Origin of the sequence: Streptomyces sp. NRRL S-337 (genome assembly GCF_000720175.1) — a bacterium.
Lineage (GTDB): Bacteria > Actinomycetota > Actinomycetes > Streptomycetales > Streptomycetaceae > Streptomyces > Streptomyces siderophoricus.
Map to the genome: position 1 here is coordinate 68,728 of NZ_JOIX01000026.1, position 24,043 is coordinate 92,770.

At 75.5% G+C, this 24,043-nt stretch carries 14 protein-coding genes; 6 read left to right on the forward strand and 8 right to left on the reverse strand.

Annotated elements, in window-relative coordinates:
- The first annotated feature begins 160 nt into the window (after nucleotides 1-160).
- The 6 genes from IG62_RS0119990 (at nucleotide 161) to IG62_RS0120015 (ending at nucleotide 7,889) form a co-directional block, all read left to right on the forward strand.
- Nucleotides 161-2,044, forward strand: a complete 1,884-nt coding sequence (locus tag IG62_RS0119990) for a YfjP family GTPase (protein WP_037838724.1) — start codon at nucleotides 161-163, stop codon at nucleotides 2,042-2,044.
- Between the two features lie 117 nt (nucleotides 2,045-2,161).
- A complete protein-coding gene (locus tag IG62_RS44880) occupies nucleotides 2,162-2,896 on the forward strand; it encodes a single-stranded DNA-binding protein (protein WP_420711083.1) in 735 nt (244 codons plus the stop codon).
- Nucleotides 2,897-3,128: 232 nt separating this feature from the next.
- Nucleotides 3,129-4,526 carry an LAETG motif-containing sortase-dependent surface protein gene (locus IG62_RS0120000; protein WP_078872106.1) on the forward strand — a complete coding sequence of 466 codons (1,398 nt, stop codon included), beginning with the start codon at nucleotides 3,129-3,131 and terminating at the stop codon, nucleotides 4,524-4,526.
- 525 nt (nucleotides 4,527-5,051) lie between these two features.
- Nucleotides 5,052-6,716 carry an energy-dependent translational throttle protein EttA gene (gene ettA / locus IG62_RS0120005; RefSeq protein WP_030804669.1) on the forward strand — a complete coding sequence of 555 codons (1,665 nt, stop codon included), beginning with the start codon at nucleotides 5,052-5,054 and terminating at the stop codon, nucleotides 6,714-6,716.
- Nucleotides 6,717-6,720: 4 nt separating this feature from the next.
- Nucleotides 6,721-7,155: an acyl-CoA thioesterase gene (locus IG62_RS0120010; RefSeq protein WP_030804671.1), complete on the forward strand. Its 435-nt coding sequence runs from the start codon at nucleotides 6,721-6,723 to the stop codon at nucleotides 7,153-7,155.
- Nucleotides 7,152-7,889, forward strand: coding sequence for a hypothetical protein (locus tag IG62_RS0120015; RefSeq protein WP_030804673.1), 738 nt, complete (start codon nucleotides 7,152-7,154; stop codon nucleotides 7,887-7,889). The genes IG62_RS0120010 and IG62_RS0120015 overlap by 4 nt, the downstream gene beginning before the upstream one ends.
- 7 nt (nucleotides 7,890-7,896) lie before the next feature.
- Here the strand turns inward: IG62_RS0120015 and IG62_RS0120020 are convergent, their stop codons facing one another.
- The 8 genes from IG62_RS0120020 to IG62_RS0120055 form a co-directional block, all read right to left on the reverse strand.
- Nucleotides 7,897-8,943, reverse strand: coding sequence for an ABC transporter ATP-binding protein (locus IG62_RS0120020; RefSeq protein ID WP_051798328.1), 1,047 nt, complete (start codon nucleotides 8,941-8,943; stop codon nucleotides 7,897-7,899).
- Entirely contained in the window at nucleotides 8,940-11,666 is a 2,727-nt protein-coding gene (locus IG62_RS0120025) for an FtsX-like permease family protein (RefSeq protein WP_030804677.1), read from the reverse strand. The genes IG62_RS0120020 and IG62_RS0120025 overlap by 4 nt, the downstream gene beginning before the upstream one ends.
- A gap of 40 nt (nucleotides 11,667-11,706) precedes the next feature.
- Nucleotides 11,707-15,138: an ABC transporter permease gene (locus IG62_RS0120030; protein ID WP_030804681.1), complete on the reverse strand. Its 3,432-nt coding sequence runs from the start codon at nucleotides 15,136-15,138 to the stop codon at nucleotides 11,707-11,709.
- Nucleotides 15,139-15,394: 256 nt separating this feature from the next.
- Nucleotides 15,395-15,799, reverse strand: a complete 405-nt coding sequence (locus IG62_RS0120035; RefSeq protein WP_030804685.1) for a globin — start codon at nucleotides 15,797-15,799, stop codon at nucleotides 15,395-15,397.
- Between the two features lie 691 nt (nucleotides 15,800-16,490).
- Entirely contained in the window at nucleotides 16,491-18,140 is a 1,650-nt protein-coding gene (locus IG62_RS42050) for an FHA domain-containing protein (protein ID WP_030804687.1), read from the reverse strand.
- A 331-nt stretch (nucleotides 18,141-18,471) separates the two neighbouring features.
- The gene (locus tag IG62_RS0120045) at nucleotides 18,472-19,998 is read right to left on the reverse strand and encodes a PP2C family protein-serine/threonine phosphatase (protein ID WP_037838732.1); all 1,527 of its coding nucleotides are present in this window, start codon (nucleotides 19,996-19,998) and stop codon (nucleotides 18,472-18,474) included.
- A gap of 1 nt (nucleotide 19,999) precedes the next feature.
- Entirely contained in the window at nucleotides 20,000-22,603 is a 2,604-nt protein-coding gene (locus IG62_RS0120050; RefSeq protein WP_030804691.1) for a serine/threonine-protein kinase, read from the reverse strand.
- Nucleotides 22,600-23,892 carry a hypothetical protein gene (locus IG62_RS0120055; protein ID WP_051798329.1) on the reverse strand — a complete coding sequence of 431 codons (1,293 nt, stop codon included), beginning with the start codon at nucleotides 23,890-23,892 and terminating at the stop codon, nucleotides 22,600-22,602. The genes IG62_RS0120050 and IG62_RS0120055 overlap by 4 nt, the downstream gene beginning before the upstream one ends.
- Nucleotides 23,893-24,043 lie beyond the last annotated feature (151 nt).

The window sequence follows — 24,043 nt, forward strand, 5'->3', positions numbered from 1 at the left end:
GGGGTCGTTTGCCACGGCGTCCATCGGCGCCTCGTATGAAAGGCCGTACGAGGGGCAGCGCCGCGCCGCGCAGCCGTATGACGGGCCGATCGAGGAGCTGGGTAACGGGCCGTACGACGAACCTTGTGGTGGGTCGCCGCAGGAGTCGCCCGCGGAGGCCATGGTGCAGCCGCGTCCACCGGTGGAGGGCTATCGGTGGGTCGCGGACGGAGGCCGGCGGGCGCCGGGGGGCGGGTTGCGGGCGCGGCTGGAGGCGTTGCGGGAGCTGATCGCGCTGTCGCGGTCACGGCTGGACGGGCGGACGCTGGCGGCGGCCGGGCGGGTGCTGGAGGCCGCGGACGAGCGGTACCGGCTGTCCGGCGAGCACACCGTGGTTGCCATCGCCGGAGCCACCGGCAGCGGGAAGTCGTCGCTGTTCAACGCCCTGGCCGGGGCGAACCGTTCACAGGTCGGGCCGCGGCGGCCGACCACCGCCGAGCCGGTGGCGTGCGTCTGGCCCGGCGGCAGACCAGGCGCCGAGGGGCTGCTGCGGCGCCTCGGGGTGCCCGCGCACCGTCGGCACATCGCCGCGGACAGCAGCCCCGAACTCCGCGGACTCATCCTGATCGACCTGCCCGACCACGACTCCTCGGCCACCGAGCACCGCGCCCAGGTGGACCGGATGCTGGAGCTGGTGGACGCGGTGATCTGGGTGGTCGACCCGGAGAAGTACGCGGACGCGGTGCTGCACGAGCGCTATCTGCGGCCGTTGGCGGGCTATGCCGAGGTGATGTTCGTCGTCCTCAACCAGGTGGACCGGCTGCCCGGCGAGGCCGCCGACCAGGTGGTGGACGATCTGCGCCGGCTGCTCGACGAGGACGGGCTGGCGCTCGGCGAGCACGGGGAGCCGGGCGCGGCGGTGCTCGCCCTCTCGGCGGCCACCGGCAAGGGCGTGCCGGAACTACGGGAGTCACTCGGCCAGTTCGTCGCCGAACGGGGCGCGGCGGACCGGCGGCTGGTGGCGGACGTGGACGCGGCGGCCGAGCGGCTGCGGTCGGTGTACGTGGCCCGGAGCCAGGTCGGACTGACCGAAGGGGCCCGTGAGGAGTTCGCGGACCGGTTGGCCGAGGCGGTCGGTGCGGTCGCCACCGGGCGGGCGGCGGAACGCGACTGGCTCCGGTACGCGGAGCGGGCCTGCGGGTCCCCCTGGGCACGGATGCGGGGCCGCCGGGCCCGCGGCGCGCGGCAGGCCCACGGGCCGGGAGGCGCAACGACCGGGGTGGGGCAGGCCACGACCGGTGTGGGGCGCGCAACGACCGGGGCGGGGCAGGCCACGACCGGCGTGGGAAGCGGGGCGACCGGGGTGCGTCCGCCGGGGCCGACGGGCACTCAGCAGGACACGGTCGCCGGAGGTTCGAGCCGCAAGGGCCCGGCCGGGCCCTCTCTCGTGGGGCGGCAGGTGACGGCGGGTCACCGGCGGACGTCCGGGGCCTGGGGCGGCGACGCGACGGGGGAGTCGGTGGTGGTCCGGGCGGCGGCCCGGCCGGTGGTGGAGCAGGCCGTACGGAGCGTGGCCGCGGAGGCGGCGCACGGGCTGCCGGCGCCCTGGGCGCAGGCGGTGCGGGAGGCCGCGGACCGGGGTGCGTGTGGGCTGCCGGAGGCGCTGGACAAGGTGGCGGCCGATGCCGAGGAGGCGCTACGGGGCGGGCCGGCCGTCAAGCCGCGGTGGTGCACGGTGGCGGCCGCGCTGCAGGGGATGCTGTCCGCCCTGCAGCTCGTCGGCGTGCTCTGGCTGGTGGCGGCGCTGACCGGTCTGGTCGACGCCTCGACCTGGGCCTCCGGGCTGCTGCCCGCGGTCGTCGGATCGGTGGGCGGCCCGGCACTGGCGTGGCTGTGCCGGGTGGTGGCGCGCGGTCCGGCCCGGCGGTACGGGCAGGACGCCGAGCGGCGACTGCGGAGCGCGGCGGCGGCCTGCGGCCGGGGCCGGGTGCTGGAGCCGGTCGCCGCCGAGCTGCTGCGCTACCGCGAGGTGCGGGAGCAGTACGCGGTGGCCTCGGGGGCCTGAAGGGCGGACGACGAGGGGCTGGGGCGGTGCGCCCCAGCCCCTCTTGTGGGTGGCCGAGTTGTCCACAGTCGGCAGGTTGTCCACAGGCCCCGGCGGGGCTTGCCGGATCCGTGCAACATGAGGTCGACGCAGCGCGAGCGACCCGGCGAGCGCGCGGAGACGGGGGAGTGGATTTCCGTGCACGAGACGATGGTGACGCTGGTGGGCAACGCCGCGACGGCGGTGGAGCACCGGCAGACGACGGCGGGCGTGACGGTGGCGCGGTTCCGGCTCGCGGCGACGTCCCGGCGGTGGGACAAGGCGCAGGAGCGGTGGGCCGACGGGGAGACGAGTTTCTACACGGTCCGGTCGTGGCGCGGGCTGGCCGACAACGTCGCAGCCTCGGTGGCGGTGGGCGAACCCTTGGTGGTGCAGGGGCGGTTGCGGCTGCGGGAGGGGGAGCAGCCACCGGAGAAGGGCGGACAGCGCTGGTTCTCCGCCGAGGTCGACGCCGTCGCGATCGGGCATGACCTGTCGCGCGGTACGGCGGCCTTCCGCAGAGTCACCCGCGTGAGCCGTATGAGTACAACGGAGCCGGAGCCGGAGCCGTTCCAGGCCCCGCGCCCGGACCCGGAACCGACCACGGGCGCGCGCCCCGGACTCGCCCCTCAACCGCAGGAGGCCGCAGGGCGGTTGGGGATGCGGCCCGGCGGGAGGCCGGAGGGCGGGGCCGACAGGGAAGCCACAGGCGCAGTTGCCAAGAGAGTCACCGGGCCCGTCACCGAGGCAGCCGGCCAGAAAAATACAGTCACCGAGCCAGTCACCGGGCCAGTCGCGGTGGGGAATTCGCCCCAGAAGGCCGCAGTGCCCTGAAACGTTCCGGGGATTTGTCGATAATGCCAGGTCAGGGTGCCTGTGTTCGGTAACGATTGCGATTCGGATCGCTTATGGGATGCCATTACTGGGGACCCTGATGCGCCTGCTCCATAAGATCCGACGAGTACTCACGGGGGCTCACGGGGGCTGACGTTCGGCTTTTGAGTTCTTTGGATCTTTCCGGCGAGGCAACTTCCCCACCCGACCGCCTCGCCCAGAGGGGAAATTCATGCTTTCGATGAAGAGGCGGGGCGCAGCCCGCCTTGCCGCCGCGGTCGTGGCCTCCGGCCTGGTCGCGGCGGGTGCGATAGCCACCGCGGGGACCGCAGTGGCGGACGAGACGACCCCGGCTCACGGGGGTGCAACCGCCACGCTCGGCGGCCTGAAGATTTTCGACCAGGCGGTCGTGCACAACGACGGCGGGGACCAGCGCGTCGGCGCGGGCCTCTTCGAGATGGCCGTGGACAACGGCGGCACGCTCCAGACGTACTGCATCGACATCCACAACCCGACGCAGCAGCAGGCGAAGTACCAGGAAGTGCCCTGGAGCGCCTCGTCGCTGCACAACAACGCGGACGCCGGCAAGATCCGCTGGATCCTGCAGAACTCCTACCCGCAGGTGAACGACCTCGCCGCCCTCGCCTCCAAGGCCGGTGCCGGGAACCTCACCGAGAAGACCGCGGCGGCCGGCACCCAGGTCGCGATCTGGCGCTTCTCCGACCACGCGAAGGTGGACGCGGTCGACCCGGCGGCGGAGAAGCTCGCCGCCTACCTGGAGAAGAGCGCGCAGAGCGTCGAGGAGCCCAAGGCGTCGCTGACGCTGGACCCGCCGGCCGTCTCCGGCAAGTCGGGCAGCAAGCTCGGCCCGGTCACCGTGCACACCAACGCCGACAGCGTGACGATCTCCCCGGCCGCCGGTGCGCCGGCCGGCGTCAAGATCGTCGGCAAGGACGGCAAGCCGGTCACCAGCGCCACCGACGGCACCCAGCTGTTCTTCGACGTGCCGAAGGGCGCCGCGGACGGCAGCACCTCGCTGACCGCGCAGGCCGCCACCAAGGTGCCGGTCGGCCGGGCCTTCACCGGCATCGGCGAGCACGCCAAGAGCCAGACCCAGATCCTGGCCGGCTCCAGCGAGTCCACGGTCTCCGCGGCCGCCACGGTCTCCTGGAAGAAGCAGGGCGCCATCCCGGCGATCACCGCCGAGAAGAACTGCGCCAAGGGTGGCGTGGACGTCACGGCCAGCAACAAGGGCGATGAGGCGTTCCGCTTCCAGCTGGCGGGCAAGGACTACGAGATCGCCCCGGGCAAGTCGCAGACCGTGACCGTTCCGGTGGCCGAGGATCAGCCCTACGAGATCACGATCAAGGGTGCGGGCGGCTTCAAGAAGACCTTCTCCGGGGTCCTCGACTGCAAGACCGCCGGCAGCGGCGGCGGTAAGCCCTCGCCCAAGCCCAGCCCGGCGTCGGTCGGCGGCAACACCGGTGGCGGCCACGGCACCGACCTCGCCGAGACCGGTTCCAGCAGCGCCACCCCGATGATCGCGGGCGTCGCGGTCGTCCTGGTCGTGGTCGGCGGCGCCGCGGTGTTCTTCCTCCGCAAGAAGAAGGCCGGCACCCCCGCCCAGTAAGGGCATCGGCAGCAGGCGCCCCGTAGCGGGCGTGCAGTAACGGCGGGCGCCCGGCCGGTCACCGAGAGGTGACCGGCCGGGCGCCCGTGTTTTCGTCAGCAGCCCCAAGCCCCGCGACCAGCGGCAACGACGCAATCGACGGGGCAATGACGAGGCGGTCTGCGCGTAGCGGGAACCACGATCTGCGCGTGGCGGGAACAAAACGTGGCCCCGGACGGTTAACGGTTCGGGGCCACGGACATGCGGTCCCGGGGCGCGCCCTCATGAGTGCCCCGACGCCGCCGTCGGCCCCCGACCCCCCGCACCCCGCCCGCCGTGCCCGCACCGCCTCGCGGGCGTCCGCCCCTCGGCACCCGTTTCCTTCCGGGGACGGACGTACGGCAAGATGGGTGTATCTGCCCTCCCACGGTCGCGACGGACGTCACGACGCCACGCCGGCGCACGCATGACGGACGTACGACGGACGGTGGCCCCGGGGCGGTGCCGCACAGACCCTGATCGATCCAATCTGCCGGACGGTTTCTCTTGGCTGAGTACATCTACACGATGCGCAAGACGCGCAAGGCGCACGGCGACAAGGTCATCCTTGATGACGTGACGCTGAGCTTCCTGCCGGGCGCGAAGATCGGTGTCGTGGGTCCCAACGGCGCCGGTAAGTCCACGGTGCTGAAGATCATGGCCGGTCTCGAGCAGCCGTCGAACGGCGATGCCTTCCTCTCTCCGGGCTACACCGTCGGCATGCTCCTGCAGGAGCCGCCGCTGGACGAGTCCAAGACGGTGCTGCAGAACGTCCAGGACGGCGCCGCCGAGATCATGGGCAAGCTGCACCGCTTCAACGAGGTCGCCGAGCTGATGGCCACCGATTACTCCGACGAGCTCATGGAGGAGATGGGCAAGCTCCAGGAGGACCTCGACCACGCCAATGCGTGGGACCTGGACACCCAGCTGGAGCAGGCCATGGACGCGCTGGGCTGCCCGCCCGGTGACTGGGCGGTCACCAACCTCTCCGGTGGTGAGCGCCGCCGCGTCGCGCTGTGCAAGCTGCTGCTGGAGGCCCCCGACCTGCTGCTGCTCGACGAGCCCACCAACCACCTGGACGCCGAGTCCGTGCAGTGGCTGGAGCAGCACCTCGCCAAGTACCCCGGCACCGTCGTCGCCGTCACCCACGACCGGTACTTCCTCGACAACGTCGCCGGCTGGATCCTGGAGCTCGACCGCGGCCGCGCCCACGGCTACGAGGGCAACTACTCCAAGTACCTGGAGACCAAGCAGGCCCGCCTGAAGGTCGAGGGCCAGAAGGACGCCAAGCGCGCCAAGCGCCTCAAGGACGAGCTGGAGTGGGTGCGCTCCAACGCCAAGGGGCGGCAGGCCAAGTCCAAGGCCCGTCTGGCGCGTTACGAGGAGATGGCCGCCGAGGCCGACAAGATGCGGAAGCTGGACTTCGAGGAGATCCAGATCCCGCCGGGCCCGCGCCTGGGCAACGTCGTCGTCGAGGTCGACAAGCTCAACAAGGCCTTCGGCGAGAAGGTCCTCATCGAGGACCTCAGCTTCACCCTGCCGCGCAACGGCATCGTCGGCGTCATCGGCCCGAACGGCGCCGGCAAGACCACGCTGTTCAAGATGATCCAGGGCCTGGAGACCCCGGACTCCGGCGACATCAAGGTCGGCGAGACCGTCAAGATCTCCTACGTCGACCAGGGCCGTTCCAACATCGACCCCAAGAAGACGCTGTGGGCCGTGGTCTCCGACGAGCTGGACTACATCAACGTCGGCCAGGTCGAGATGCCCTCGCGGGCGTACGTCAGCGCCTTCGGCTTCAAGGGCCCGGACCAGCAGAAGCCGGCCGGCGTGCTCTCCGGTGGTGAGCGCAACCGCCTCAACCTGGCGCTCACCCTCAAGCAGGGCGGCAACCTCCTGCTCCTCGACGAGCCGACCAACGACCTGGACGTCGAGACGCTCTCCTCGCTGGAGAACGCGCTGCTGGAGTTCCCGGGCTGCGCCGTGGTCGTCTCCCACGACCGCTGGTTCCTCGACCGCGTCGCCACCCACATCCTGGCGTACGAGGGCGACTCCAGGTGGTTCTGGTTCGAGGGCAACTTCGAGTCCTACGAGAAGAACAAGGTCGAGCGCCTCGGTGCGGACGCGGCCCGTCCGCACCGCGCCACGTACAAGAAGCTGACCCGGGGCTGACCTCGTGCGACACCTCTACTCGTGCCCCCTGCGCTGGTCGGACATGGACGCCTTCGGCCATGTCAACAACGCGGTGTTCGTCCGCTACCTCGAAGAGGCGCGGATCGACTTCATGCGCCGGCTGGCGCCGGGGGGCGGCAGCCCGTCGTTCACGGGGGGCTCGGTCGTCGCCCGGCACGAGATCGACTACGTACGGCCGCTGGTGCACCGGCCCGCGCCGGTCACCGTCGAGTTGTGGGTGACGAGGATCAGCGCCGCGTCGATGACGGTCGGCTACGAGGTCAAGGACGAGGACACCCTCTACCTGCGGGCCTCGACCGTCGTCGTGCCGTACAACTTCGCCGAGGAGCGTCCGCGCCGCCTCACCGCGGAGGAGAAGGCGATCCTCAAGGAGTACCTGGCCGACGCGTCGCACCAGGAGGGGGCCGTCGCGGTATGACGGTGCTCGCCCTCGCCGACGCCGGGGAGGCGGCGGACCTCGCCGCCTTCCTCGCCCGGCTGATCCACTACGACCGGGCCGCCGCGGTCCGGCTGCAGACCGGCGGCGGGGTGCTCGCCGTCTTCGGCCGGCCGCCGTCCTTCGAGGTGCTGGCGATCCGTACGGCCCGGCTCGCCGCGCCCGCGGGCCCCGGCGACACGTCCGGGGGCCTCGACATCACCGTCTCCGCCGGTGACCTCCTCGAAGGCATCGACGAGGAGCACGGCACGCTGACCGTGCCCGCCGCCGTCACCGGCCCGCCGTGGGCCGGACTGCTGCCGCCGCGCGGCGGCTGGCAGCGGGTGCCGGGACTGCCGGCGCCGGAAGCGCTGCTGCGCGCGGTGGCCGCCGCGGTCGCCGAGTTCCGGGCCCGGGACGAGGCACTGCCGCCCGAGCGCCGCACCCGCGCCGAACGCGACCGTATCGGCCGGGAGATCTGGTCGCGCACCCTCGGGGACACCCACCTCCCGCTGCGCGCCGCGCACGCCGCCCAGTCGCTGGGCTTCCTCCGCCCGGTCCGCACGGCCGTGCTCGCGGCCGGCGGCGGCCCGCATCCCACCGAGCCGCCGGCGCTGACCCTGCTGTCCGCGGGCGGCTGGCTGCGGCTGCGCACCCCGTACGGATCGGTCGCGGTGCGCACCGGCGGGCCCTCCGGGCTCACCGGCCTGTCGGGCCTGACGGTCACCCCCGTCTGAGCCGCCCTCACGGCGTCCCGTCGGCGGACTTCGGGCCGTCACCGGACGCCGTCCCGTCACCGGCCCCGCGGCCGGCGGCCCCGCCCGCCGTCGGGTCCGGCCACACCCCGATGTGGTCGCTCTCCAGCTCCAGCAGCACCCGGTGCGCCATGCCCAGGCTGCTGGTGTAGTCGGCCGGCAGCTGGAGCCGGCCGGCCCGGTCGAGCATCGCGTACTCCCGCGCCACCAGCGCCTCCCGGCCGGTCGCGGCGTCCCGTTCGGTGCGCCGCAGCACCTCCGACGACGTCCGCCCGTCGCGGATCGCGACCGTGCGCCGCACCTCGTCCGCGACCGCCTGGTCATGGGTGACGATCACGATCGTGGTGCCCAGTTCCTCGTTGGCGGTGCGGAACGCGGCGAAGACCTGCTCGGCGGTGTGCGAGTCCAGTTCGCCGGTGGGCTCGTCGGCCAGCAGCACCGCCGGGGTGTTGGCCAGCGCCACCGCGATGGCGGTGCGCTGCTGTTCGCCGCCGCTCAGCTGGTGCGGCCGGCGGTCCCGGCAGTGGTCCAGCGACAGCATCGTCAGCAGCTCCCCGGCCGCCTTCGTGCGGGCCTCCCGGCGCCGTCCGCCGCGCAGCTGCATCGGCAGGGTGACGTTCTGCAGCACCGTCAGATACGGCAGCAGGTTCCGGGCGGTCTGCTGCCAGACGAAGCCGACGACCTCCCGGCGGTAGGTGAGCCGGGCCCGGGCGTCCATGGTCAGCAGATCGCGGCCGGCGACCGTGGCGGCGCCCGCGGTCGGCACGTCCAGGCCGGCGAGGATGTTCATCAGCGTCGACTTGCCGCTGCCGGACGCCCCCACCAGAGCCATCAACTCGCCCTCGGAGACCAGCAGATCGAGGCCCTGCAGGGCCTGCACCTCGACGCCGTCCGCGGAGAAGACCCGCACCAGACGGTCGCAGGCGATCAGCGCGTCGTGCCCGTAGGCGGGCCGCTCGCGCCGGGCCGCCGCCCGCGCCTCCAGCTCCGCCAGGCTCACCGGGGCGCCCGTGGCGTCCTCGGACCGTGTGCTCATGAGGGGTCCCCCGCTCTCAACTCGGTGCTCTCCCGCCGCCGTTCGCCCAGCCACGCCTGGACCAGGGCGACCGCCAGGGCCAGCACGACCACGCCCGCAGACGGCAGCAGCAGGGAGACGGGATCGGTCTGCAGTCGTACGGTGCCCGGGCCGTCGCCGGCCGCGCCGGGCAGGGCGAGCGGGGTGAGGTCCGTGCCGGGGCCCAGCAGCCGGATCGCGGCGGCCCCGGCCAGCACCCCGCCGACCGCCGCGAGCAGCGCCTGCGGCAGCGCCTCCAGCACCATCAGCCGCCGCCCCCGCCCCGGGGGCAGCCCCATCGTGCGGAGCCCGGCCAGCAGGCGGGTGCGTTCCGGGGCGGTCCGCAGCAGGGAGAGGAGCAGGGCGAGCAGCGCGAAGCCGGCACCGGCCACCACCGCGGCGGTGTAGAGGCGTTCGGCGCCCTGCTGGAGCGGCGAGTCGGCCAGCTCGGCGCGTTCGGCGGAGCGCAGCGACACCTGGACGGTGAGGGACGCCGGGGTGTGGGCGCGGACCGCGGCCCGCAGCGCCCCGGCATCCAGCCCGCGGCCGGACAGCAGCATCGTGGTGGGGCCGTTGTCCGCCTCGGCATAGGTGTCGGGGTGCACACGGGCCACGCTCCGGGCGTTGATCAGCACGAAGTCGCCGCCGGGCTGGGCCGGGGTGTCGGCGCGCACCGCCCGGGGGCGGACGACGAGTTGGCCGTACTCCGGTTGCAGCGCCATCGGGGCGTCGCCGAACCGGGTGCGCACGCGCGGGGAGACGATCGCGGGCAGCGGCCGGTCACCGCCCGGGTCGGCGAGGTCCGCGGCGGGGAAGGCGCCCAGGCCCGTGGCGCGGGCGAGCCGCGCGTACGCCTCGGGTTCAGCGATCACCAGGTACAGGGGCGGGCCGCCGTCGTCCGCGGTCTGCACGCTGATCCGCAGCGGTACGGCGTCCTCGACGCCCGGGACCCGGGCCACGGCCCGCTGCAGCGCGGCGGGCAGCGGCCGTTCGGCGGAGATCCGGGCCTCGGCACCGACCGCGGTCAGCGCCGCGCGGTCCCGGGCCGTGGCGACCCCGGCGAGCACCGAGCCGCCGAACGAGGCCGTGGTCAGTGCGACCAGGAGGGCCAGCAGCGGCAGGCCCGCGGTGGCCGGGGCGCGGCCCGCGCGGGCCAGGGCGAGGAAGCCGGTCAGCCCGGAGGTGCGGGCGGCCGGGCGGGCCGCCAGCCGCAGCGGCAGCGGCCAGAGCCGCAGCAGCACCAGCGCGGCGATCACGGCGACGAGCACCGGGGCGGCGCTGACCAGGGCGTCCACGCCCCCGCCGGCCGTGGTGCGGCGGCGCAGCGCGACCACCGCGCCCACCGCCAGGACCAGCACGGTCAGTTCGGCGACCGTCCGGCGCCGGGACGGGCGGGCGCCGGCCAGATCGGCGCGGGCGGCCGGGCGGGGACGGCGGTGTGCGGCGGCGGCCCGCAGCGGCAGCGCGAGCGTGCCCAGCAGCCCGGCCCCGGCCGCCGCCAGCAGCGCCGGCACCACCCGCTCACCGGCCACCGCCAGCAGCGCCAGCCCGCCGCCGGCCGCCGCGGCGGGCAGCGCCACCACCGCGGTCTCCGCCGCCAGCCGCCCGGCCAGGCCCACCAGCGACGCGCCGCGCGCCCGCAGCAGCGCCAGCTCCGGGCGCCGGCGGTCCGCGGTCAGCGCGCCGGCCATCAGCAGCACGATCCCCGCGACGGTGCCGAGGCCGAACGCGGCCACCGCGATCACCGGGGCGATCGCCGCCCGGGTCCGTGCGTAGCCGTCCAGCAGGCCGTCCACCGCGCTGTCGGCCACGGCGCCGGTGCCGGCCACCGCGCGCAACCGGGCCAGCGTCGCGCCGTGTTCGACGGACAGCACCCGCTCCCGCAACAACGGTGCGTCCCCTGCGGTCAGCGCACCGGCGTCGACCGGACAGTGCCAGAACTTCTCCGGCTCCCCGTCGGTGGACAGCAGCGCCGGCCCGTCCCCGGGTGCCAGCAGCAGCCCGGCGCGCCAGAACCTCTGCGCCGGCACGCCCTCGGTCACGGCCCGGCGCGGCGCCGCCCGCAGCGGATCCGCGGCCCAGTAGTCGCCCTGCGGCTCCCGCGGCGCGAGCAGCCCGGAGATCCGTACGGTCAGGCCGTTCAGATGCAGGGTGCGGCCGGTGCGCAGGTGCAGGGTGCGGGCGGTGGCCGTGGTCACCGCGGCCTCCAGCGTGCCGGACCCCGGGGCCGCGGCGCGCGGCAGCCGGCCCTCGGCGACGGTCGCGTGCCGGCCGAGGCCGGAGGCCGCGTACAGCGACAGCTCCGGAGCGACGCCGTCCGGCCGCGGCAGCCAGGAGTTCCCGGCCGTGAGCGGTTTCGTGGTGCGGACGCCGTGCACCGCGTCCGCCGCCGGGGTCCGCAGCGGGGCGCGGAACAGGGCCCTGATCGCCCGGTCCTGACGGTCCAGCGCGGCCGCGGAGTAGCCGGCCGCCGGGTCCGCGCCGGTGACGTCCGCCCGGCCGACGGAGATCTCCACCGCCCGCTGTTCGGGCGGTGCCGAGGTGAGCGCATCGCGCAGCCCGGCCGTCTCGTACGCCGTCACACCGCGCGGGAACGCCGCCGCCAGGAACGCCGTGACCAGCACCAGCGCGCCCAGCGCCAGCGCCGCACCGCGCGCGGTCCGCAGCTGGACGCCCAGCCAGCCCGGCCGGGTGAGCGCGTTCACCGGCCCTCACCCGCCCCCGGCGCCGTCGGTGCGGTCGTCATCACCGCACCCCCTGCCCGCGCAGCGCCGCCACCGGGTCGCCGCGGCGCAGCCCGAGGGCCGCGACGACCAGCAGCGGCCCGGCCGCGACCGCCGCCAGCAGCCCGGCCACCTGGCCGGCCGGCAGCTCCACCAGCACCGGCGGCACCGGGCGGGTGGCCTGCCCGGTCAGCACGACCAGCGGCACCACCGCCCGGGTCAGCACCGCCCCCAGCACCCCGCCGACGGCCAGCGCCAGCACGATCAGCACCCCCTGTTCGGCGGCGAGCATCCGGGCCAGCTGCCGGCGCGGCGCTCCCAGCGCCCGCAACACCGCGAACTCGCGGTCGCGTTCGCGGACCGACCCGGCGGCCCCGACCGCGAAACCGACCGCCGCCAGCGCCACGGCGACCACCGCGGCCGCGGTCAGCGCGGTCTGCGGACCCAGCCCCAGCGGATCGTCGTGCAGCTCCCGGGCGATCTCCGCGCGCACCAGGACCTGGCCGGGGTCGATGTCCGGGCGGGTGCGCAGCGCCTCGACGACCCGGCCCACCGCGCCCGGCCGGGGCCGCAGCCACCACTCGGTGGCGGTCAGCGGCGCGGCATCGAGGTCGGCCAGCGCCGCGTTGACGGCCCCGAAGTCCACCAGCAGCCCGCCACCGGCCGGCGGGCCGTCCGCCGGGCCGGGCAGCGCCCGCACCGCCCGCACGATCCGCGCCTTCACCTGCTGCCCGCCGACCGGCAGATCGACCACCGACCCCACCCGGGAGCCGCTGTCGCGCAGATATGCGTAGGTGGCCACGGCGGCGAGCGGCGGCCGCGGCGGATGCGCGGCGGTGATCCGCACGGTCGTCACCGCCGCGCTCCACTCGTCGCGCCGGGCACCGGTGTCGTACGTCTGCGACAGCAGCCCGCCCGCGGGCACCTCGGCCCGGCCCGCGCGCGGCCCGTACGGCTCGCCCACGTCACTGCTCTTCTCGGTGATGTGGGCCCGCCAGAACGGCCCGGCCGGCGCGGTGAGCGGCCGGACGGCCCCGCGGGCGGTGACGGCCTGCGCGGCGGACACGGTCAGCCGCTGGCGGTACGACACCGGCGACTGGTCCATGTCGGCCAGCAGGCCGGTCACCCGCAGCGGCCCGGCCGGCGGACCGGCCGCGGCGGCCAGGTCCGCGCGCAGGGTGTGCGGCCGGCCGTCGGCCGCGAGCCGGCCCAGCGGCAGCGAGTACGGCATCCCGAACCGGTCGGTGACCTGGACGGAGAGGACCGCGGGCACCGGCCCGGTGTCCTGCCCCGGGTCGCCGAGCTGCGGGCCGTCGTCCACCGGCGGCAGCGCCTTGACGGACCGCAACTCCGCCGTCACCCGCAACACGCCGGTGCCGGGCGGCAGTTGAAGGCCCACCGGCCGGTCATCCTGCGGCGCCACCGCGCGCAGCACCCGGTCCGCCGCACCCGCCGAGTCCGCGACGCCGCCCGCCAGGTCGCCGCGCAGCAGCAGCGCGCCCGCCGACCTCCGGGCGTCCAGCGCAAGCAGCGAGGAGGACCGATCGCCCGACAGTTCCATGGTCACCAGCCCCACCGGCAGCGCCGCGGCCACCCCCGGCACCGCCGCGTAGCCGCCGCCCTGCCCCATCTCCGGTGTCCGGCCGGCCAGTACGCGCACCGCCGCGCCCGCCCGGAAGTCGGCCTGGTCGTCCTGCGAGCGCTGCCAGGACGCGCGCTGGCCGATCGCCAGCATGCCCAGCGCGGTGGCCAGCACCAGCAGCAGCACCGGCCCGGCACCCCGCCCCGCGTACCCGCCGCCCGTACGGAGCCCGGTGCCGGGGGAGGTGCGCCGGCTGATCTGCCAGCCGGCCAGCGCCGCGGCCAGCCCCCGGCCGCGGGCCGCGCCCCGCTCGGCGATCCGGGCGGCGAGCGGCAGCAGCCGCAGCGTCAGCACCGTACCGGCGAGCAGCGCCAGTGCCGGGGCGGCCACCAGCACCGGATCGACGCCCAGCGCGCCGGTCCCGTCGCCGGTCAGCACCCCGCCGCCCGCCCCGCCGGCCCCGCCGTCCGCGGTTCGCTGCCGCAACTGCCAGTACGCGACCCCGGCGATCACCAGCAGCCCCAGGTCCGCGCCGGCCCGGGCGGCACCGGGCAGCGCACCGGCCCGCCGCCGGCGCGGCGCGTCGGACCCGGTCCCGAGCAGCGCCGGGGCGGCGACCGTGAGGGCACAGCCCAGGGCCACGGCCGCACCGGTCAGCCAGGTCGCGCCGGTGAGCCGGGTGTCAAGCGGCAGCCCGATCCGGGCCAGGGCACCGTGTGCGGCCAGCAGCCGGATCAGCGGCCCGGACAGCAGCGGCCCGGCGACCGCGGCCGGGACGGCCAGCAGCAGCGACTCGGCGAGGGCCAGCCCGGCCAGCTGCCGCCGGGAGGCGCCGCGGGCCCGCAACAGGGCCGTCTCGCCCGCCCGTTCACCGCTCAGCATCCGGGCGACCAGCAACAGCGCGTACCCGGCGAGCAGGACCAGCTGGAGCGCGACGATCAGGATCGTGGCGCGGTTCACCAGCAGCGCCCGCCGCAACTGCCCCAGCGCCGCGGGCAGATCGGTGCTCGCCGTAGCATGGCCGGCGAACGCCGGATCGGCCATCAGCGCCTTGGGGGCCCGGCCGGCCGCGGCGCCGAGCGCCGGCAGCCGGTCCGCGGTCAGCGTACGGAAGTCGGCGGTGGCCAGCCAGCCCACCGAGTCCTGCACCAGCCGCCCGCCGCGGAACGCCGCCGGGTCGGCCAGCAGCGGCCCGTAGGTCGTGAAGCCGACCGTGCGCACCCCTCGGCCGCCGAGGTCGTCGAGGTTCCAGTACGGGTCGGTGCGGTCCGCGGGCCGGTAGACGCCGGTGACCACGACGGTCAGCCGGGGCGGCCCGGACAGCCGGTTGTCCAGGGTGAACCGCCGTCCGGGCCCGGCCCCGAGCCGGGCGGCCGCGGCCTCGGGCAGCGCGACCGGCAGCGGACCGTGGCGTTCCGCGGTGGGCCAGCGGCCCTTGACGAGGGTGAGCCGGGAGCGGTCGAGGGCGGCGAGCTGGGTGAGGTCGGGTTCACCGGTGCGGGCGCCGGACGGCTGCGAGGTCCGGGGCAGCGCGTACGGCCCGGACCGGGTCAGCGTCCGCACCGTGTACGGCAGCCCGTCGAACGCCCGCCGGGCCGCCGCGGCGACCGCCCGGTCCGCGGACTTCCGTGCCTCGGGCGGGAGTTGGGCCTTCACCTGGAGCGCGGTGGAGGCCGCCGCCGGGGTCTCCCCTGCTCGAACGGAGTTCAGGGCTGTGGGCTTGCGCAGCGCCTGCCGGAGCCCGGCGTCACCGACCGACTCCGAGAACGCCGCAAGCGTCGCCAGCACCGTCCCGGTCAGCAGCACCGACAGCAGGGCGGCGACCAGCAGCAGGCGGTGCGCCCGCACGCGCAGTACGGCATAGCCGGCCACGGTCCCCCCTGCCGTGTTCAGCGTCGAACGACCTCGGTCGCACGCAGTCGGCCGACAGCACTCGGCCGAGCGGAGTCAGCCGCCCGGATTCACACGAATGATCGACGCAACGGATGAACCGGATGCTGTCAGAGTGCGGGGCGTCCGGTAAGCGGTTTGCGGGGTCCCTTGACCGGATCGTGACGGGAGGTGACCGGGACCGCATGCCGGGGGCGGGGCGGGACGCGGGAGGTGTGACGCATCTCTCGCGCCGGTGTCAGTCCGGGGTGTTGATCATCGACGCGGCGGCGTACGTGAGGTAGTCCCACAACTGCGTCTCGTGTTCCCCGGCCAGGCCGAGCGATTCCACCGCGTCCCGCATGTGCCGCAGCCAGGCGTCGTGCGCGGCCCGGTCGACGGTGAACGGGGCGTGCCGCATCCGCAGCCGTGGGTGCCCGCGGCCGTCGCTGTACGTGCGGGGGCCGCCCCAGTACTGCATGAGGAAGAGCGCCAGCCGCTCCTCGGCCGGGCCCAGGTCCTCCTCCGGGTACATCGGCCGCAGCAGCGGATCCTCGGCGACTCCCTGGTAGAAGCGGTGCACCAGGCGCCGGAAGGTCTCCTCGCCCCCGACCTGTTCGTAGAAGGTCTGCTCCTGCAGCGTGCCGCGTGGAATCTCGTTCACGGGTCCATGGTGGCATGCCGCTGCGCTTGGCTTTCCGCCCACGTACCTGGCCGCTGCGCTTTGCGGCGCCTCCCACGTACCTGTCTTTCCCGCCGCGGGTCGGCTCGCCGTTGCGCTTTGCGGCGCGCCGCACGTAGCTGTCTGCTGCGCCGCGGGGCGTCTCGCCGTTGCGCGCTTTGCGGCGCCCCGCATGTACTTGGCCGTCCCGCCGTGGTGGTTTCTCGCCGTTGCGCCTGCGGCGGGCTGGGTTTGTGTTGGGTGCGGTGACGGGCCGGAGGGGCCGGTGTTTGGGACTGCTGGCGCTTTACGTCCCAAACACCGGCCCCTCCGGCCCGTCACCTCCCGTTGGGGGAGGGGGAAGAGGGCGGTGGGGGTGGGCGTTGGGGGTATAAGGGGGTCTGCGGACCCGTAGGGGTGAGTCGAACAGATCCCGTAAGGGTCGCGAGGGCCCCCTGCGGGGCCACAACCGAACACGCCGGAGAAGCTATTCCCGCTGACCAGCGACGTCAGGTGTACGCGGTACGACGCGCGCCCCCACACACCCGCACACTCCCCCAACGGGAGGGGACGGGCCGGAGGGGCCTTGTTCGTGGACGTAAAGCGACAGCAGTCCACGAACACGGCGGGACAGACGGGTACGTGGGGAGGAGCCCAGAGGGACACGGGTACGTGGGGAGGAGCCCAGAGGGACTCAGCCGCGGCGGACCGTGAGGGTTGTCCAGGCGCCCACGTGTACCCGGTCGCCCTCGTGGAGCGGTACCGGTACGTACGGCTGGATCGGGTCCTCGGCGAGGTTGATCGTGGTGCCGTTGGTGGAGTTCTGGTCCACCACCGCCCAGCTGCCGTCCTGCTGCTGCACCAGCAGCGCGTGCTGGTGCGAGACGCCCGGGTCCTCCGGCGGGCTGCCCAGATCGATGTCCGGGGACTCGCCGGTGCTGTTGCGGCGGCGGCCCACCGCGAGCTGGCCGTTGGCGAGCGGCAGCACCTGCTCCGGGGAGTAGGAGGGCAGGTTGAGCCCCGCCGCCTCCGGGCCGCTGCGGCCCATCATCGCCATGAAGTACTCGCGGTCCGGGGCGATCGCCACCACCCAGCCGTCTCCGACGACCGGCGGCGGGCCCTGCGGCGGCGCGGCGGGACCCTGAGCGGGACCGCCGTTCCACTGCTGGTCCGGCCCGTTCCACTGCTGGTCCGGCCCGGGCCCCTGCTGCGGCGGCATCTGCTGCTCGAACGGGGGCGGCGGCTGCTGGTCGTACGGTCCCGGCTGCTGGTCGTACGGACCGGGCTGCTGGTCGTAGGGGCCGGGCTGCTGCGGCGGGAACGGCGCGGGCGGCTGCTGCTCGAACGGTGCCTGCGGGCCGGGGCCGGGAGGCGCGGGCGCCATCGGCGGCGGGCCCTGGGCGGCGGGCGGGGTCAGGGGCCAGTCGTCGACCTGCTGCTGCTGCGGCGGCGGGCCGGGCTGGCCGGCCGGGCCGGGGCCGGGCATACCGGGCGGCGGCCCGGGCTGGCCGGGGAAGCCACCGGGGCCGGGCTGGCCGGGACCGGGCGGCATGCCCTGCGGCTGCTGGGGCTGCGGCGGCGGGAAGCCGTAACCGCCCTGTCCGTCCTGGCCACCGTGACCGGGCATCGGCTGACCGGGGCCGGGACCGCCGGGGCCCGGGCCGAGGCCGCCGGGGCCGGGTGCGGGCGGCGGGAAGCCGTAGCCGCCCTGGCCACCCTGGGTGCCGGGACCGCCGGGGCCGGGCATGCCGGGCGGCGGGCCGGGCTGCTGGCCCATGGGCTGGCCGGGCGGGGCGTAGGACATCGGGGAGTTGGTGAGGAAGTTGTAGCGGCACTCGGCGCAGAACGGTGCCATCCCGTCCCGCGGCGTACGGCACTGCGGGCACGGCTCGCCCGGTGCGCCGGGACCGGACTGGTCGGGTCCGGGGCCGGGCATCGGCTGGCCGAGACCGGGACCGCCGTGGCCCGGGCCGGGTGCGCCGGGGCCGGGTGCGGGCGGCGGGAAGCCGTAGCCGCCCTGGCCACCCTGGGTGCCGGGACCGCCGGGACCGGGGCCACCAGGACCGGGCGCAGGCGGCGGGAAGCCGTAGCCGCCGGGGGCGCCCTGCGGATCAGGGGCGCCCGGGCCGGGACCGGGACCGCCGGGGCCGGGACCGCCGGGCGGCGGGCCCGGCTGGCCCTGCGGCGGACCGGGCTGGCCGGTCGGCTGACCGGGCGGCGGTGGTGTGTTCAGGAAGCCGGCAGGCAGGGAGGGCGGCGGGGGGACAGCACCCGGCATCCGCTGGCCGCACACCTCGCACCAGTCTTCGGCCACCGACTGGTGGCCGTTCGGGCAGGTCGGCATGTCGGTTCTTCCCCCTCCGTACCGTTTCGTGTTGCTGGTACTGCTCGGTACTGATCGTGGTTCTCTGTCGCTTATTCCTCGCGCGAACGGTGCGCGCGGCGCGTGCGGCGGGAGTCATCCCGCCTGCCCCGGCACCCTTCGCCTTCGTCGCACAGTACCGGGCGCGGCATTGACGACGCCCACCACCTTCGCAAGGAGTTTCGCACTCTCCTTCTTCCGCGGGACGTCGGACGGCCGGTCAACACCGCCCGAAGTCCCCGTTCCGCGGCTGGAATCGGGCCGAACCTCCGGTAAGCCGTCATCCCTCCCCTGATGACCGGCTTGTGGTGGTTCAGTCCGTCCGGCCGGGGGCCGGCGCCGGGAACGGCACCACCGCCACGGTGACGTTGTCGTGCCCGCCGCCGGCGAGCGCGTGGGCGACCAGCGCCCGGGCCGCCGGCAGCGGCCGGGCCGGCGCGTCGTACGGCAGCACCGCAGCCATCTGCTCCGCGGTGTCGGCGTAGTTCCACAGCCCGTCCGTGCACACCACCACGACGCCCGGGCCGTCCGGCTTGAACGACGCGGTGTGCGGCTCGACCTCGTAGGCGTCGGCGCCCAGCCAGCCGGTGATGGCGTGCGCCCGCTGGTCGGCGTTGGCCTCTTCCTCGGACATCAGGTTGTTGGCGACCATCTGCGCGGCCCAGGAGTCGTCCTCGGTGAGCCGGACGGGCGGCGCCGTACGGTCGTTGGGGATCCAGTACGCGCGGCTGTCGCCGACCCAGCCGACGGTCAGCAGTTCCCCGCCGACCAGCACGCCGACGATGGTGCATGCCGGGGCGTTCTGCTGGCGGTGCTCGTCGTGCACGACCGAGGGGTCGGCGGCGAGTGCGTCCACCGCCGCGGAGGCGGTCAGGACGGCCTCGTGCATGGCCTGCTGGGGGTGGGTGCCGCGCGGCAGCGCCGCCGCCAGCGCCTCGCCGGCCGCCTCGGAGGCCGCCAGGGATGCGTCGTCCGGGCGGGTCGCCGAGGAGACGCCGTCACAGACCACGGCCATCACGGCGGGTGCGCCGTCCGGCAGCGCGGCGGCCCGCAGCGCGAAGAAGTCCTCGTTGCGGTGGTGGCGGTGGCCCCGGTCGCTGACCGCCGCGATGCCCGCCAGTTCCCGTTCCATGTGGTCCCGTTCCGGTCCCGTCGCGGCGGGCCCCGGGGCGGGCGCGGCGGCGGGCGGTGCCGGCGCCGGCGGGGGATCGAAGGGTGACCCGCCCGACGGCGGGTCGAACGGCGACCGTTCCGACGGGGCATCGAAGGGCGTCTCCTCCGGGGCGGCGGCGCCGGCCCCGTCGGCGGTCGCCCCGGCCGCGGCGTCGGCGACCGCCTCGTACCCGGCGACCCGCGGATCGGCCGGTGGATCGGCCGGCGGATCGGCCGGCGGACCGGCCGACGGACCGGCTGGCGGACCGGCCGGGGGGCCGGCCGACGGAGCGGCCGGGGGGCCGGTCGGCGGGCCGGCCGGGGGGCCCGCGTCCGCACCCGGCAGACGGGTGCCGGGGTCGGGCGGCGGCGGCCCGGCCGGGGAGCCGCCGGCGGGCGGTACGGGCGGTACGGGCGGCACCGGGGGCCGCGGCGGCACCGGAGGCGCGGGCGGCGCCAGTTCGTACGCCGACGGCTCCGAAGTCTCCGACGGCTCCGAAGTCTCCGGCACATCCGGCGACCCCGCGGTCTCCGACGGCTTCGAAGACGTCTGTGTCGTCGACGCCGCCTGCGCCGCCGACGCCCCGGCGGCCGCCGGCAGGGCGGCGCCGCAGCGTCCGCAGAACCTGTCCGCCGCCTCGTACGGCTCGTTGCAGCCCGCACACCGGAACGGCCCAGTCACACCCATGTCACACCCATGTCCTGGGGCGGAAGCGGTTGGCCCGTTCCACCAGTTCGATCCTTCTCTCACCACGTTCCGCCAGCCGCGCCAGCAGGCGGTACGACCGTTCCAGGCCGAACCGCAGCCCGCGCTCGTCGAGCGGGCTGCCGAGCAGCACCGGAGGTCCGGCGCCGGCCGCCGTACCGTCCGGTCGGGCACCGTGGCTCCCGGAGAGTACCCAGTCCAGGGCCGCGCCGAGTACCTCCGTGGCGAGTTGTTCCCGCCGTCCGGCGTCCAGGCCGAAGTCCGCGAGCGCCTCGACCTGTTGGGCGGCCGCCCGCAGGTCCGGCAACAGCGGATCGTCCGGCGGGCGCTGCCGCAGCCGCGCGCGGACCGCCACGATGCGCGCCGCGGTGTAGTGGATGGACGACGCGGGGACGGACTCCAGGGCCTCGACCGCGCCCGCCCGGTCGCCCGCCGCCAGCCGCACCCGCGCCAGCCCGAACGCCGCACTGACGTAACTGCGGTCGGTCGCCCACACCAGGCGGTAGTACTCCACCGCGTTGTCCCACTGCTCCAGCAGCTCGGCGCACAGGCCCAGCGCCAGCTTGGGTGCCGGCTCGCCCGGGAACGCGTCGTAGACCGCGTCGAAGGCCAGCGCCGCGGTCTCCCGGTCGCCGGTCGCCAGCGCCAGCAGGCCCCGGTGCCACACCACCCGCCAGTCGGCGCTCCGGTCGCCCGGCCCGTCACCGGACGCGTCCGCGGACCGTACGGCGGTGTCCCACGGCCCGGCGGGCGGGTCCGCCACCTCGTCGAGTACGGCCCGCGCGGCCGCGCCGTCGCCGTTCTCCAGATGGGCGCGCAGCTCCCGCAGCCGTATCTCCAGGGAGGCGACGGGCGCGGCGCGCAGCGCGGCGAGGAGTTCGGCCGGGGCGGCGGCCGGCAGCCCGGCCAGCAGCCCCGCCCCGGGGTCGTCCGGGTCCACCCGCGGCACCGGCAGCGCGAGCGCCGCACCGGCCACCTCCAGCGGCCGCAGCACCGGCCCGCCGGCCGCCGCCTCCGAGGCCCGGCCGGGGTCCGCGCCGCGTGCCCCCAGCAGCGAGCTGTCACCCTCCTGCGGCGCCAGCAGCTCGGTGTCCGCCGCCCGCAGCTCCGGACCGAACAGCTGCGACAGCGCCGGCCGCGGCTCGCCCGACCGGACCGCCACCACCTCCCGCAGCACGCCCGTCAGCTGCTCGGCCATCTCCTGCGCCGAGCCGAACCGGCGGTCGCGGTCCGGGTCCGTGGCGCGCACCAGCAGCCGGTAGAACGACTCATAGGTGCGGAACACCTCGATGTGGTCCGGATCGGGCAGCGAATCGGCGAAGACGTTGGTGTAGCCCTGGAAGTCGAAGGTGAGGACGGCGAGGGTGCGCGCGACGGTGTACAGGTCGGAGGCGACCGACGGGCCCAGCGCGGCCATCTCCGGCGCCTGGTAGCCGATCGTCCCGTAGATCGGGCTCTCGTGGTCGTCCATCCGGCGCACCGCGCCCATGTCGATCAGCTTGAGCTGGTCGTGCTGCTGGATGGCGTTGTCGACCTTGAAGTCGCAGTACAGGTAGCCGCGGCTGTGCAGATGGCCGAGCGCCTCCAGCGCCTCGATGCCGTACGCGCAGGCCTGCGCGACCGGCAGCGGATCGCGCCTCCCCTCGGGCGTCCGCCGGTCGTTGGCGATGTCCTTGAGCGACTTGCCGCCGACGTACTCCATGACGATGTAGCCGTCGAGACTGCCCGTCTCCCGGTCGAGGTGCTGCACGAAGTTGTAGATCCGCACGATGTTGGCGTGCTCGATCTCCGCCAGGAAGCGCCGCTCGGACATCGCGACCGCCAGCGCCTCCTCGTCGCCGGTGTCCAGCAGCCCCTTGAGCACCACCCAGCGGTCCGACACCGCCCGGTCGATCGCCAGATAGATCCAGCCCAGCCCGCCGTGCGCCAGACAGCCGACGACCTCGTACTGGCCGTGCACCCTCTCCCCGGGCCGCAACTTCGGGACGAAGCTGTACGGATGGCCGCACTTGCCGCAGAACCCCTCCGAGCGGCCCGGCCGGCCCTCGCGCGCACGGCCCACCGGCGCACCGCAGTCCGCCCGGCTGCAGAACCGCTTGCGCTCGGGCACCTCCGGATGCGCCAGCACCGCCGTCCGCGGATCGGGCCGCGGCACCTGCGGCACCGTCACCAGACCCGCGCCCAGCCGCCCCCGCGCCGACCCGGACGAGGCCGCGCTGCCGGACCCGCGCACCGACACCGCCGCCATCCCGCGCGCCGCCCCACCGGACCCCTCGCGCGGCAGCCGCCCGGACACCGAACGCCGCGACACCGGCCGCCGGGACCCGGGGACCCGCCCGGACGCCCCCGCACCGGAACCCGGGCCGGGGGAGGGGACGGTCAGCAGCGCCCCGGCCGCCTCCCGCTCCTGCGGACCGGCCGGGAACGCCCGGCCGGTGATGCCCGTCGGCGGCGCAGCCAGCAGCCCGTCCGGCGACACCACCGGCGGCAGCCCGCACACGTCGCAGTACCGCTCACCGCCGCCGACGTCCTCGTAGCCGCCCGCACAGTCCCGCCGCTGGCAGCGCTCACCGGCCCGCTCCGTCACGAATCCCCCCTGCCCTCCGGCGCCTGCGGGGCCAGCACCTCCGCCGTCGCCTGCTGATAGCGCCACACCGCCTGCTCCGCCGCCCGCAGATCGCACGGCGCGCTCCACAGCATCCGCCGCGCGATGTCGTACCGCTCCACCAGCAGCGGATCCTCCGCCAGGCCGTGCCGCGCCACCCGCGCCCGGCACGCGTCCAGCCGGCCGCGCAGCTCCGCCCGCACGGCCAGCGGCGCGGTCACCGCCGTCAACGATTCGCGGGCCCGCTGCAGTTCGTCCTCCGCCCGCTCCTCCAGGCTGTCCAGCAGCGGCGACAGCCGGTGCCACTGCGCCCGCCGGCGGTACTCGGCGGCCGCCGCCAGCTGCTCGTGCAGCGCCGTCGACGGGCCGCTGACCGCCGGCACCTCCGACGCGGCGATCTTCGCCAGCACCTCGCCGCGCGCCTGCCGCGCCTCGGTCAGCGTCCGGTCCGCCCGCGACAGCACGTCCCGCAGCTGCATCAGCCGCTGCTCGGCGTCCTGCCGGACGTCCAGCACCGCCGCCACCTCCCGCCGGATGTCCTCCAGCGCCCGCGCCGCACGGTCGTAGCGCGCGGTGTCCGGACGGCCGCCGCCCGGCGCCGAACTCCCCGTCGACGACGACACCCAGAACGCCAGCGGATCGGCGATCACCTGCGCCCGCAGCCGCGCCAGCTCGCCCGTGATCCGCTCCAGGTCGTCGCCGGCCGGATGCTCACCGGGCCGCACGCCCACCGAATGCGCCAGCGACCGGGTCCGCTGCAACTCGGCCGACAGCAGGTCTATCCGGGCCGGCAGCGCCGACCACACCGCGTCGGCCGCCACGATCACGTCCAGCGAGCGCGCGTACAGCCCGTTCATCCGCGCCACGAGCTCCTCCAGGCAGTACCGCTCACCCGGCCCGCTCACCCCCGGCACCGTCACGCCCGCGCCGTGCAGCAGCTCCGTCAGCGCCGCCAGGTCCTCCGGGGACGGCCAGCGCCGCCGCGCCCGCAGCTCACGCGCCGCCGCCAACGCCCCCGTATACGCGTCGAACAGCGCCCACAGCACCGTGATGGACCGCTCCGTGGCGGCCCAGCGCTCCTTCGTGGTGCCCGACAGATCGGCGCCCTCCAGCAGCCGGCGCCCCGCATGGTCCTGCAGCGCCAGCAGTGAGGTCTCGATCGCCTCGTACTCGGCGCCGAGCCGCGCCAGGGCGCGGTCCACCTCCTCCAGGCCCAGCACCGGGGCGTCGGAACTCCCCGCGGAACCGGGGACAGGTCCAGGGACCCCCATCGATCACCTCTCCAATACGCGTACGCTGCACGGCGATTGCTGCGACCGAGTCCGCACGGCTGCTGCGGTCCGGCTCCCTCCGCCTCCTGTTCTGTCCGCTTTCCATAGTGACGGCATCGGGCACTTCGTGGGGCGATCGGCCGGGTGACAC

Coding starts and splice junctions, on each gene's coding strand:
- IG62_RS0119990 (WP_037838724.1), top strand. CDS start 161: ATGGTGCAGCCGCGTCCACCGGTGGAGGGCTATCGGTGGGTCGCGGAC.
- IG62_RS44880 (WP_420711083.1), top strand. CDS start 2,162: ATGAGGTCGACGCAGCGCGAGCGACCCGGCGAGCGCGCGGAGACGGGG.
- IG62_RS0120000 (WP_078872106.1), top strand. CDS start 3,129: ATGCTTTCGATGAAGAGGCGGGGCGCAGCCCGCCTTGCCGCCGCGGTC.
- IG62_RS0120015 (WP_030804673.1), top strand. CDS start 7,152: ATGACGGTGCTCGCCCTCGCCGACGCCGGGGAGGCGGCGGACCTCGCC.
- IG62_RS0120020 (WP_051798328.1), bottom strand. CDS start 8,943: ATGAGCACACGGTCCGAGGACGCCACGGGCGCCCCGGTGAGCCTGGCG.
- IG62_RS42050 (WP_030804687.1), bottom strand. CDS start 18,140: ATGCCGACCTGCCCGAACGGCCACCAGTCGGTGGCCGAAGACTGGTGC.
- IG62_RS0120045 (WP_037838732.1), bottom strand. CDS start 19,998: ATGGGTGTGACTGGGCCGTTCCGGTGTGCGGGCTGCAACGAGCCGTAC.
- IG62_RS0120055 (WP_051798329.1), bottom strand. CDS start 23,892: ATGGGGGTCCCTGGACCTGTCCCCGGTTCCGCGGGGAGTTCCGACGCC.